Here is a 13,156-nt window from a genome sequence, read left to right as displayed (position 1 = left end):
GTGACGGCGCAGCTGATCGAGCGCGGGACGCTGGACGGCACGATCTTCCCGGATGGGAGCGCACGGCCGGTATAGCGGGTGGTGGCGACTTTCGCATGGGCGCAAGAGTATGTACGCTGCCTCTAGCACTCTCCCCCGGTGAGTGCTAACATCGCGGATCGCTACTACACCAATACCTGCACTTTCCAGGAGGAATTGCATCCAATGGCAGCCAAGACCGCGGCGAAGGCCGCAGCCAAGTCCAAGCTCATCCCCCTCGCCGACCGCATCGTCATCACTCCGCTGAAGCAGGACGAAGTGACGGCCAGCGGCCTGGTGATCCCCGACACCGCCAAGGAGAAGCCCCAGCGCGGCGAAATCGTTGCCGTTGGCAATGGCAAGAAGACCGAAGACGGCAAGGTTATCCCCATTGACCTGAAAGTGGGCGACAAGGTGCTCTTCGGCAAATACGCCGGCACCGACATCAAGGTTGAGGGACAGGACTACCTTATCATGAGAGAAGACGACATCCTCGGTGTCATCGAATAGGTGGCTGGCTTCGCCAAAGGTCCATCTGCGGCGTTGCGTTCGTCGCGGGACGCGCCCCGCTCCTCACGCGCCTTGCATCTGGAGCCTTTGGCTGTGCCATGAAGCAGCATAGGAACAACATACGAAGACGAAGAATAAATAGGGAGGAACAAGAAACATGGCCAAAATTATCAAGTTCGATCAGGAAGGGCGCAACGCCATCCTGAAAGGTGTTAATACCCTCGCCGATGCAGTCAAGGTGACCCTCGGCCCCAAAGGCCGCAACGTCGTCATCGAGAAGTCCTTCGGCTCCCCGCTCATCACCAAGGACGGCGTCACCGTCGCCAAGGAAATCGAACTGGAGGACAGGTTCGAGAACATGGGCGCCCAACTGGTTAAGGAAGTCGCTTCCAAGACTTCCGACGTTGCCGGTGACGGCACCACCACCGCCACAGTGCTGGCCCAGGCCATCTACCGCCAGGGCGCCAAGCTGGTGGCCGCCGGCCACAACCCCATGGAACTGAAGCGCGGCATCGACAAGGCGGTCGAGATCGTGGTGGAAGACCTCAAGAAGCTCTCCAAGCCCATCAAGGATCACAAGGAGATCGCCCAGGTCGGCACCATCTCCGCCAACAACGACAAGACCATCGGCGACATCATCGCCCAAGCCATGGAGAAGGTCGGCAAGGAAGGTGTCATCACCGTCGAGGAAGCCAAGGCCATGGAAACCAGCCTTGAGACCGTCGAGGGGATGCAGTTCGACCGCGGCTACCTCTCCCCCTACTTCGTGACCGATCCGGAGCGGATGGAGGCTTCCCTTGAGAACGCCAACATCCTGATCCACGACAAGAAGATCTCCAACATGAAGGATCTGCTCCCGATCCTTGAGCAGACCGCCAAGAGCGGCCGTCCGCTCCTCATCATCTCCGAGGACATCGAGGGCGAAGCCCTTGCCACCCTCGTGGTGAACAAGCTGCGCGGCGTCCTCAACATCTGCGCCGTGAAGGCTCCGGGCTTCGGCGACCGCCGCAAGGCCATGCTGGAAGACATCGCCATCCTCACCGGCGGCAAGGTGATCTCCGAAGAGCTCGGCTTCAAGCTCGAGAACGCCACCTTTGACATGCTTGGCACCGCCAAGCGGATTACCGTCGACAAAGACAACACCACCATCATCGACGGCGCCGGCGTTGAGGCTGACATCCAGGGCCGGGTGAAGCAGATCCGTGCCCAGATCGAGGAGACCACCAGCGACTACGACCGCGAGAAGCTCCAGGAGCGCCTTGCCAAGCTGGTTGGCGGCGTTGCCGTCATCAAGGTCGGTGCCGCCACCGAGACCGAGATGAAGGAGAAGAAGGCCCGCGTCGAGGACGCCCTCCACGCTACCCGCGCGGCCGTTGACGAAGGGATCGTCCCCGGCGGCGGCGTTGCCTACATCCGCGCCCTCTCCGCACTTGAAGGGGTCACCCTCCCGGCTGAGCAGCAGTTCGGCATCACCCTCATCAAGCGCGCCCTGGAGGAGCCGATCCGCCAGATCGCCCAGAACGCCGGGGTTGACGGTTCCATCGTCGTCGACAAGGTGAAGAACGGCCAAGGCGCCTTCGGCTTCAACGCCGCTGACGACGAGTACGTGGACATGATCGCGGCCGGGATCATCGACCCGACCAAGGTTTCCCGCTCGGCGCTCCAGAACGCCGCTTCCGTGGCCGGCCTCATGCTGACCACCGAGGCGATGATCGCCGAAAAGCCGAAGGAAGAAGGTGCCATGCCGGCAATGCCCGGCGGCATGGGCGGCATGGGTGGCATGGGCGGCATGATGTAAATCATTCCGGCTCATCCTGGATAAAACAGAAAAGGGGAAGGACTTCGGTCCTTCCCCTTTTCTGTTTCCAGTATTTTGCTATCCTGTTTCTTGTTGGTGCTTGAGTGATAACATTTTGGAATGGCGGCACATTCATCGAGTAAAAAAATGCACGGGTGACCTTGGCGACCCGCAAAAATGTGTATACTTAATTAGCGCAAAGGGTTGCCCCGCGACCCGCACTCTTCGGGCTGGTGAAGAACCTGCCCGCGTTCCGAGGGAGGGGAGAAGACGATGAACGGTACCAGCACCGTGACACTTCGCGATCACATCGCCGCGGTCAAGGAGGGGACACGCCGCTTCGAGAATGCCTTCCAGGGGGTTGCCCGGATGATCCTGGAGCAGGGGATCGACAAGGTGGTGGTCAACGGCCGCACCACCTACGACTTCCGGATCTTCCGCACCGGCCGCAAGCACCCCGTCGGCATGTACGACGAGATCAACAGCTTCGTCTCCTTCGTGAAGGACGCGGCCGAGGGGGGCTCCTCCAAGGAGATGGCCTTCGTCCTGGTGGGGGAACCGGGCAACGGCAAGACCTTCTTCGTAGAGTATGTCTGCGCCCGCTACCGGGAGTTCCTGGCCAAGCCCGAGAACCGGCGCTATTCCTTCCGCTACACGGGGATGGCGCAGCTGGGGGGCTACGGGAAGATCGACATCATCGAGTCCCAGACCTACGAGGACCCCATGATCCTCGCCATGAACCTCTACGAATCCCGGAACGAGGCTGCGGAGTATCTGGGCAAGGAGTTCGGCTTCACCGACAATGAGCTGGAACACCTGGCCGACAACTACCGCCCCCTGGGGGCCTGCTCCAGCTACATCCTCAACGACATCCGCAATTTCACCGGCGGCGACATCGACGAGATGCTGAAGTTCATCGAGATCATCCCGGTCCCCCTCACCGAGACCCTCGGGACCGTCACCGGCAAGTACGCGGCCAAGGACAAGATCACCTCCAGCGCCGTTGACCTCCTGGGGGAGGAGTCGATTCAGCGGCTCCTCCACATTACCGACATCAACAACCCCTACCGCTTCGACCTGCGCCGTGGCGCCCTGGCCCGGGTGGCCGGCGGCGGCATCCACTTCTCCGACGAGATCTACAAGAACAAGAAGGATCTGGTGCAGGTCTACCTCGGCGTCATCCAGAACCGGATGATCGAGATCGACGGCTACCGCTGGCCCATCGACACCCTCATCATCGCCACCAGTAACAACGCCGAGTTCAACCGCTACCTCTCCGAGAAGGAAGAGGCCCCCATCATCGACCGCTGCCGCATCTGCTACGTCTCCCACAACACCAACTACCGGATGCAGGAGCAGCTCACCACCTACGCCATCGGCGGCGAAACCAAGACCACCCTGAACCGCGAGGAGCTCCACCAGGACCCGAACCTGAACCACGCCGCCAGCGCCGGGGTGGTGCTGACGCGGCTCCCCCGCTCCGAGAAGCTCACCCCCATCGAGACCATGAAGCTGGCCGCCGGGGAGATCGCCGGGGAGAAGAGCCTCAAGACCCTGGCCGAGGTGGTGGATATCCTGAGCCAGGAGCAGGATGTAACCAAGCGCTTCGGCCAGAAGGGGCTCGGCCAGCGGAACCTGGGGCGGGCCGTCCAGCTTCTGGTGGAGAGCTCGGAAACCAATGAGGGGCGCTGCATGGTGGCCCACGACGTGTTCAAGGCCCTGGAACGGATCGTCCTCGACTACGTCCCCGACCAGAACGACCGGGCCAAGTACCTGGAGGACCTGAAGATCGCCAAGGGGCTCTACCGCGAGCGGATCATGACCGAGATGTTCAACGCTTACATGGATGAGCCCTACGCCATCAAGAAGGATGTCATGAACTACGTGAACATGATCATCGGCGTCGACGCGGAAAGCCTCGGTCCTGACCGGATGTGGAAATACAAGGACCCCCAGACCGGCGAACTGAAGGCCCTGAAGATCGATGAGCGCTACGTGAAGAACGTGGAGGACCGCCTCGGCCTCAAGACCGACGAGCAGCGGGAGAGCTTCCGCACCACCATCCGCAAGATCTACGGCCAGAAGATCTCGGTGGAGCCCACATACGACTTCATGGACAACCTGGATCTGGTGAAGGCGGTGACCGACGTGCGGCTGAAGAGCGACATCGCCGGCGCCGGGAGCCTCATCGGGGCACTGGCGAACCGCACCAACGAGGAGAACCAGAAACTCTACGACCGGATGGTCGACACGATGCTGAAGAAGCTCGGCTACTGCCGGACCTGCGCCCAGAAGACCATCGAATACTTCTGCACCCAGGAAGACGAGATCTAGCGGAGGACCGCGCGTGCCGCGCATTGACGATACCGACAAATTTGTTTCGAGCATCCAGGCCATGGATGAGCCCCAGGGGTCCTACACGACCCGGATCCGCTCCCTTGACGAGCTCATGGAGCGGGACCGGTTGCGGGAAGAGGATGGTTTCCCCCGCAAGATCCGGATCGGGAAGCTCATCAAGCCGGGCAAGGGGGGTAAGGAAAAGTTCGTGGTGGTCCCCACCACGGTGGAGGAGAAGCTCATGCACGACCGGGCCCCCACCCCTCCTGAAGAAGAGGAGCCCATGGGGGGTACCGGCGACGAAGCGGAAGGGGATATCCTCGGCGAGCAACCGATCCGGCCCGAGCAGGGGGGAGGGAGCGGAACTTCGGGGCACGGCGAGGGGGAAGGGCACGAGCTGGAGACGTCGGCCTACGACCTGGGTCGCATCCTGACCGAGCAGTTCAACCTGCCGAACCTGAAGGAGAAGGGGAAGAAGAGTTCCCTCTCCCACTACACCTACGACCTCACCGACCGCAACCGGGGCTTCGGCCAGATCCTCGAAAAGAAGCAGACCCTCAGGCGGATCATCGAAACCAACATCGCTCTGGGGAACATCACCGACGTGACCGACATCGACACGACCCGGCTCCTCATCGACCCCCGGGACCGGGTTTTCCGGATCCTCTCCCGGGAGCTGGAGTACGAGTCCCAGGCCCTGGTCTTCTTCGTGCGCGACTATTCCGGCTCCATGGAGGGGAAGGCGTCGGAGGTGGTCTGCTCCCAGCATGTGCTCATCTACAGCTGGCTCCTCTACCAGTTCGCCAAGCAGGTGGAGACCCGCTTCGTCCTCCACGACAACGACGCCCGGGAGGTACCTGACTTCTACACCTACTACAACCTCCGGGTGGCGGGCGGGACCCGGGTGGCGGCAGCCTATCGGATGGTTAACGAAATCGTGGAAAAGGAGAGCCTCGCCAAGGACTACAACATCTACGTCTTCCACGGCACCGACGGCGACGACTGGGATACCAACGGCGAGGAGACAATCCCCGAACTGCGGCGGATGCTCACCTACGCCAACCGGGTGGGAATCACCATCGCCGAGCATAACGCCTACGGATCGCGGGGGGCCACCGAGGTGGAACGGTACCTGAAGGGGTCGGGGCTCCTGGAGGAGAAGCCGGAGCTTCTGCGGATGGATGTGATGGGAGAGGATGCCGACGAGACGCGGATCATCGAGGGGATCAAGAAATTGATCTCGTAAACCTATGGAACTCATCGACCAACACACAAAAGTGATCATGGAAGGGTGCAAGGAGCGGGCGCGGGACGCGGGATTGCGCTTTTCCGACGAGACCCTGGAGTACATCGTCACCAACCGGGACATGCTGGAGCTCCACCCCAAGGTGATGATTCCGACCCTCTACGACTACTGGGTCCACGACGTGGAGGTTCTCAAGGAGAAGGGGAAGTACGAGCTCTACCCCCACAACCCCTACGAGACGGTCATCAACACCCGTCCCCCCATCTCCTTCTACAACGACAACAACCCCGACTGGCTCAACGTGATGATCTTCTATCACGTGCTGGCCCACATCGATTTCTTCCAGAACAACCTCTACTTCCGCCACACCTGGGAGTACGACCTGACCGGCAAGGCCCTGGCCGACAAGCGGCTCATCGCGCGGCTCCGCTCCGAGCACGGCCGGTGGGTCGATTACGTCATCGAGTTCGCCCGCTCCATCGACAACCTGGTGGGATACTTCGACGGGCTCTCCCATATATTCCGGAGCGAACGGCCCGCCTTCCCCAAGCGGGTCGATTACTACTTCGACGTCTTTCTCCAGGAGATCAAGGGGGTCAAGACCGCCGAGTATGTGAAGGAGATCGAGCGCTACAACCGCTGCATGCGGGAGTACGAAAACCTCTGCGAGGAGAGCTTTTTCGCCGAGGTGGTGGCGAAGCATCCGGAGTTCGAGGCGTTGTATCTCAAGGGGGCCAGGGAGAAGAAGGAGAAGCGGCTCGATCTTCTCCAGTTTCTCATGGAGCACTCGGAGTTCCTGAACCGGGACGAGAACCGGTGGATGAAGTCGGTGCTGGAGGTGATCCGCTCCACCTCGGTCTACTTCCAGCCCCAGATCCGGACCAAGATCATGAACGAAGGGTGGGCCAGCTACTGGCACGAGAACCTCTTTCTCTCCGACGACCGGATCAGGGGGCACGAGGTAGACTTTGCCCGGATCCACTCGGGGGTCACCTCCCTCAACCGGGTGGGGCTCAACCCCTACGCAATCGGCATGAGGCTCTTCCAGCAGATAGAGGAAGCAGCCGACCAGGGGCGGCTCTCCCTGGAGTACCTGCGGCTTGCCGACAGCCACGCCCGCAAGGAATTCGATCGGGCCACCGGCACGGGACGCGATTTCATCTTCGCGGTGCGGGAGAACCTCTGCGATTTCACCTTCATCAACACCTACGTGGACCAGGACTTCGTCAACCGCCACAAGCTCTTCGTGGTGGGGAAGCGCCTCAACAAAGAGCGGACGGCGTGGCAGTACTACGTCAAGAGCCGCAAGGCCGAGGAGTACCGGGCCATGCTTCAGGACTCCCTCTACCACCCGCCGCGGATCGAGGTGGACCGTGGAAAGGGGGGAGGAAAGACCCTTTATCTCAACCACCAGTTCGAGGGGAAGCCGCTCATCGCGGACTTCATCGCCGGCACCATGGTGGGGATCGAGTTCCTCTGGGGGGGACCGGTCAAGCTGGAGACAAGCGAAGTGGGAATGCCCCCCCCCGAGGAGGCGGGCAAGCCCCACCGCGAAGAGGACAAGCAAAAGCTCCACTGGCGCCGGTTCGTCTATACCATGGAGAACCGGACCCTTTCCAAAACTCTCCTGTGAGCGGATCTGACCCATGGATACCATAACCCGTGCACTGCAACACATCGACAAGAGCGTGAGCGAGTGGGACCACCGGGCCCCCATTACCTTCGGGGAGTTCCTGGAGATTCTCGTAGCCAACCCCACGCGGGTCATCCGCAACGTCTTCCAGGTGTTCAACGACATGGTCATGGTCCACATCGGCACCGGAGCCGACGAGTACCCCGACGACCCCGAGTCGATCCACTTCGTCCCCTACGACTGCCGCCGGCTCTTCGTGGAGGGGACCGACCACCCCTTCTTCGCCGACCGCCTCTTCGCCAACCGTTTCGTGGGCTTGGTGGAGGCTCTCAAGCGGGGCTCCCTCCAGAACAAGATCTACGTCTTCGAGGGTCCGCCGGGCAGCGGCAAAAGCACCTTCCTCAACAACCTGCTCCTGAAGTTCGAGAACTACGTCAACACCGAGGAAGGGATGCGCTACGAGGCGGTCTGGCGCCTGGACCGCCAGGCCTTCGGCGGTTTCACCCGGCATGAGACGGCGGTCTTTCTCGACAAGCTCTCCAAGCTCCTGGAGGAGCACGAGTTCAACCAGGAGGAGCTCCTGGATGCGGAAAACGCCCTCCACCCCGGGGACGAGTTCGTGGAGATCCCCTGCCCTTCCCACGACAACCCGCTCCTGGTGATTCCGAAGCAGCTCCGGCGCCAGTTCTTCGACGACCTCTTCAAGAACGACGAGATGAAGTGGCGCCTCTTCACCGAGAAGGAATACGAGTGGGTCTTCCGCAAGACCTCCTGCACCATCTGCAGCTCCCTCTACCAGGCGCTCCTTGCCCGGCTCAAGAGCCCGGCGGCGGTCCTCGGCATGCTCCATGCCCGCCCCTACCGCTTCAACCGGCGCCTCGGCGAGGGAATCAGCGTCTTCAACCCCGGCGACAAGCCCATGCGCCACAGCGTCTTCACCAACGAGATGCTCCAGAACCGGATCAACACCACCCTCAAGGACAGCAACCTGGTGAAGTACCTCTTCTCCGAGTACGCCAAGACCAACAACGGCATCTACGCCCTCATGGACATCAAGGGGCATAACACTGACCGGCTCATCGAGCTCCACAACATCGTGAGCGAGGGGGTCCACAAGGTGGACGACCTGGAGGAGAACGTCGACTCCCTCTTCCTGGCCCTCATGAACCCCGAGGACAAGACAAATATCGAGAGCTACCAGTCGTTCCTGGATCGGGTTGAGTACATCAAGATCCCTTACGTGCTGGACCTCAACACCGAGGTGGAGATCTACCGCAACGTCTTCGGCAAGCACATCGACCACAGCTTCCTGCCGCGGGTGCTCCACAACTTCGCCCGGGTCATCATCGCGTCGCGCATGGACGAGCGGTCCCTGGCCATGCACGAGTGGATCCCGGAGCCCCACCGCTACAGCACCTTCTGCGACTTCAACCTCCAGCTCCTCAAGATGGAGATCTACACCGGCTTCATCCCCCCCTGGCTCACGGAGGAAGACCGGAAGCGGCTCACCGCCAAGCGCCGGCGCCAGATCATCGCCGAGAGCGAGAACGAGGGGCACAAGGGGTTCTCGGGGCGCGACGCCCTCAAAATCTTCGGTGAGTTCTACGCCACCTTTGCCCGCAAGGACAAGCTCATCACCATGACCATCCTGGTCGCCTTCTTCACCAAGGTCCACCCGGAGCTGGGGAAGCAGCTCCCCGCCGGCTTCCTCGACTCCCTCATGGGCCTCTACAACTTCACCATCCTCCAGGAGGTAAAGGAATCCCTCTACTATTACAACGAGGAGCAGATCTCCCGCGACGTGCAGAACTACCTCTTCGCCGTCAACTTCGAGCCCGAGGTGAACGAAACCTGCACCTGGACCAGGGACAAGCTCCACATCAGCGAGTCGTTTTTCGAGGGGATCGAGAACCGGCTCCTGGGGGCCAATGGCGACCGGGAGCAGCGCCTCGGGTTCCGGAAAGAGGTCCAGCGGGAGTACGCCGCCCGCACCCTGGCCCAGGAGATCCTCTTCGAGGGGAAGACAATCACCGAAACCAAGCTCCACCAGGCCCTCTTCGAAAAATACGTCTTCAACCTGAAGGAGAAGGCCTTGGACCCCTTCCTGGACAACGTCAACTTCCGCCGCGCCATCAAGGATTTCGGCAAAGAGGAGTTCAAGACCTACGACAAGCGGATCCGCGACGACGTCACCTTCCTCATCGGCAACCTCTGCAGCAAGTACCGCTACACCAAGAACGGCGCCAAGGAGGTCTGCATCTACGTCATCGACAACGACCTGGCCCGGACCTTCGGGCGGACGTAAGGGGCTCCTTCCCATACCTCCCGGGCAACGGCTTCCCCCCACGGATTCGTTGAGGCGACGTGACCTGACTTCCAAATACAAACCATTCAGGCCAGCGTGAAATAGAACGTGGCCCCTTCACCCGGCGCCGCTTCCGCCCAGACGCGGCCGCCATGCCGGTGAATAATCCGCTGCACCGTCGCAAGGCCGATTCCGGTGCCTTCATATTCGTCCGCTTTGTGCAGCCGCCGGAACGGGTCAAAGAGCGTGTGGACATAGGCCATATCGAATCCGCAGCCATTGTCCCGGACGAAGTAGACGCGCTCTCCGCCCCCATTGGCAACATTAAACTCGATGCTTGCGCATGCCTCTTTGCAGGTGTACTTCCAGGCGTTGACCAGAAGATTCTGCAGCAGGGCCTTGAGAAGTGTCGGGTCTCCCTGGGCCTGAACGTCCGGAGCGATGACCCATTCCACGCATCGATCAGGTTCCAGATGCTTGAGGTCCTCCGTTATCCCCCGGACCAGGCCGCTGAGATCGACCTCCTTGCGCCGCAGTTCACTGCGGGTGACCCGGGAGAGTTCCAGAAGGCCGTCGATGAGGTGCCCCATCCGTTCGGCGGCGGAACTAATCCGTTCCAGATAGTTCCGGCCGGTATCATCGAGCCGGTGGGCGTATTCGTCATGGAGTATGGCGCTGAACCCGTTGATGCCGCGCAGGGGGGTGCGCAGGTCATGGGAGACCGTGTAACAGAAGGCTTCCATCTCTCGGTAGGACTCCTCCAGTTCCGCGGTCCGCTCCCGAACCCGCTGTTCAAGCTCGAGATTCAGTTTATGCACCTGCTCTTCGGCCAGCTTCCGCTCTCCGATCTCCTGGAGCAGGTCGTCATTGGCCTTTTTCAGTTCCGCCGTCCGCTCCTGGACCAGGGCCTCAAGGTGCTCCCGGTATTTCCGCAGTTCTTCCTCGGCACGTTTGCGTTGACTGATGTCGCGAATCGATTCGATGGCGCCGATGATGGCACCGCTGCCGTCGAAAAGCGGGGCGGCTATCCCCGACATGAAGGCGCCGGCGCCACCATGCACCCGGGGGACAAATATCTCCGTAGCGAGGGTACTCCCCACTTGGTCAAGATATTCAAAGTTCCCTCTGGCCGGGGAGCTCTCCCCCTCGAAGATGAGGTCTACCAGAATCGGCCGCGGCTCCCCGTAGAAGGGAACCGCGTAGGCATAGTCACCCTTGCCGATGATCTCTTCCTTCTTCACGCCGCTAATCTCCTCGAGGGCACGATTCCACGCAACCACCTTCCGGTCGCGATCGACGACAAACGTGGCATCGGGAAGAAACTCGATGATTTCCTGCAATCTCCTGTTCTGCTCGCTTATCTCCTGCTTACGCCTCATGGCTTCGTCCAGACGCGTCTGAAGCACGAGATGTGTCATGTTGAGGCGGACAACGAAGAACGCGCCACCCAGGACAGCTGCCGCCAGGACTCCCATCCCCACGAAAAACTGCCATGGGGCTACTCGCCCCAGGACGTCGGCCGCGGGAACTATGCTGAACAACAGGAAGGGTGTGTTTTTTACCGGGACATTGAGGACGATCACCCTCTCCCGCCTACCGCCGGCTCCGTTGACGGTGAACTCCCGGGGCGTCCCGCCGGGAACTGACAGGTAATCGTGCGGCAGATGCGTCGTATCCGTCAGCAGGCAGTCTTTCCCATCCCTGGTGACCAGACAGGTTCTATGGGTTTTCGATATTTCCGGAGGCAGCCGCCGGGGGATTGTGCCAGGTGACAGCCACGCCAGAATCTGCCCCTCATGAATACCTTTCAACCGGTAGGGCATGGAAACCATCAGCGCCTTTCCGTTTTCAACGACCATGACGGCGCCGGTCCGGGGCTCAGGGGCCAGGAATCGTTTCCAGCTCGTGCCGGCAGCGAGCGAATACGCAGGGGAGGCGGTATCGACGATGAGCGTGCCGTGGGAGTCGATCAGGGCTATGCGGGCATAGACCGCTTCGCCACTGATTCGTTTGCGCTGGATCAGATCGAGAAACCGCTCCTTGATCGGCGGCAAGCTGAGGTTCAGGCCGTACTCCATGCTCATGCCGAGAGCCTTGCTCTCGAAGAAAACCGCGACCTCCCTCGTTAGTGCCAGGTTGGCCAGGTCATCCTGCCGTTCGGAGAAAAAATAGCTGAGGTTATCGGCACTCCGGTCGGTCTCATTCTTCAGGTATTCAAGCATCGTCTGCCGCGTGGCCATCTCCGAGCGGTAGTTCGTAATGATGAGAATACAGACATAGGCCACGAGCAGCATCCCGACCACGAGCGTTGCCCGGTTGTTCCGGACGGCCCGCTGCTTTAGGTGCAACAGCTCAGATTTTTCCTGGGCCGGTTCCGGCTCGAAATTCATCGTGCGCGTCCTTGGCTGTCCTTTTTGCCTGCACCATGGAAAAATTCCGGGAAGTACCCGGGGGCGAAGGGGTAGTATTTTCGGACGAGCCGATCATAGGTCCCGTCTTTTCTGCATTGCTCCAGGAACCGGTTGAAGGCAGCGCGCAGAAGCGGCGACTCCTTTCTGAACGCCGCACTCATCTCCTGTACGCCGCTTATGGGGCCGATCACCTTGATCTTCCCCGGCCATTTCTGGAGGGCCACGAGAACATCGGGGACATCAAGGAGCGACATCTCGGCCTCCCCCTTGATGATGGCGGGAGCAAGTTCGTCAGGTGCCCCCACCTTGGGGATGCTGATGACGGCGCCGGTCTCTTCAATGCCGTAGAGAGCCGGATCAAGGCAGGAACCGGGCGCGCAAAACAGGGTACGGCCCCGAAGAAGCTTTTTCACGCGCCCGATGTCCCGGGAGAGGGAGCCGCTCGGCCGAATCGGCCGGACGGGAGAATCGGCACGGGCAATCACCCATACCTGCGTCGGGAAGAGCGGTTCGGAAAAGGCCACAGCCCGCTCACGCCAAGGAAGTACCGTCATCCCGGTGGCGATGATGTCACCCCGGTATTCTCCTCCGCCGGAATGCTGCGCTGCATCATTCCCGTTGCCCCTTTGCTTTTCGGTCAAATCGGCGATTGCCGCATTCCAGCTCGTCTTGACAAACTCATAGCGGACGCCGAGAGACGCCGCGAAAAGCTGGACCAGCTCCACATCCATGCCGTCACCGCTCCCCGTCACGAAATAGGCATAGGGGATGCCAAGGTGGCGCAGAACCCCGTTTCTCCTGACCTCGTCGAGATCCCTGCCCCAAGCCCTTTGCGTACCAACGGCAAGCAGCGCATTCACCATGAGGAGCGCCAAGAGTATGACTCTCCTGCCTCCGG

At 61.0% G+C, this 13,156-nt stretch carries 8 protein-coding genes; 6 read left to right on the top strand and 2 right to left on the bottom strand.

Annotated elements, in window-relative coordinates; genetic code table 11:
- Positions 1-204: 204 nt before the first annotated feature.
- The 6 genes from groES to RCH91_RS12200 all read left to right on the top strand — a co-directional run bounded on the left by groES (position 205) and on the right by RCH91_RS12200 (position 9,847).
- Positions 205-528 carry a co-chaperone GroES gene (gene groES / locus RCH91_RS12225; protein ID WP_306535240.1) on the top strand — a complete coding sequence of 108 codons (324 nt, stop codon included), beginning with the start codon at positions 205-207 and terminating at the stop codon, positions 526-528.
- Positions 529-685: 157 nt separating this feature from the next.
- A complete protein-coding gene (gene groL / locus RCH91_RS12220; protein WP_306535239.1) occupies positions 686-2,326 on the top strand; it encodes a chaperonin GroEL in 1,641 nt (546 codons plus the stop codon).
- A gap of 273 nt (positions 2,327-2,599) precedes the next feature.
- Complete coding sequence (locus RCH91_RS12215; RefSeq protein WP_306535238.1) at positions 2,600-4,660, top strand: serine protein kinase PrkA; 2,061 nt, start codon at positions 2,600-2,602, stop codon at positions 4,658-4,660.
- 22 nt (positions 4,661-4,682) lie between these two features.
- A complete protein-coding gene (locus RCH91_RS12210) occupies positions 4,683-5,909 on the top strand; it encodes a DUF444 family protein (protein WP_373694386.1) in 1,227 nt (408 codons plus the stop codon).
- 4 nt (positions 5,910-5,913) lie between these two features.
- Positions 5,914-7,542, top strand: a complete 1,629-nt coding sequence (locus RCH91_RS12205) for a SpoVR family protein (RefSeq protein ID WP_306535236.1) — start codon at positions 5,914-5,916, stop codon at positions 7,540-7,542.
- 13 nt (positions 7,543-7,555) lie between these two features.
- Positions 7,556-9,847 carry a serine protein kinase PrkA gene (locus RCH91_RS12200; protein WP_306535235.1) on the top strand — a complete coding sequence of 764 codons (2,292 nt, stop codon included), beginning with the start codon at positions 7,556-7,558 and terminating at the stop codon, positions 9,845-9,847.
- 86 nt (positions 9,848-9,933) lie between these two features.
- Here RCH91_RS12200 and RCH91_RS12195 read toward each other — a convergent pair whose 3' ends face one another.
- Both RCH91_RS12195 and RCH91_RS12190 read right to left on the bottom strand, forming a co-directional pair.
- Positions 9,934-12,237, bottom strand: a complete 2,304-nt coding sequence (locus tag RCH91_RS12195; RefSeq protein ID WP_306535234.1) for an ATP-binding protein — start codon at positions 12,235-12,237, stop codon at positions 9,934-9,936.
- On the bottom strand, positions 12,234-13,133 hold the full coding sequence (locus RCH91_RS12190; protein WP_306535232.1) for a transporter substrate-binding domain-containing protein: 900 nt from the start codon (positions 13,131-13,133) through the stop codon (positions 12,234-12,236). The genes RCH91_RS12195 and RCH91_RS12190 overlap by 4 nt, the downstream gene beginning before the upstream one ends.
- Positions 13,134-13,156 lie beyond the last annotated feature (23 nt).

The organism is Geobacter sp., assembly GCF_030834625.1.
Taxonomy (GTDB): domain Bacteria; phylum Desulfobacterota; class Desulfuromonadia; order Geobacterales; family Geobacteraceae; genus Geobacter.
Note: the sequence above shows the minus strand (reverse complement) of the source record. Positions and strands in the feature narration are given on the sequence as shown.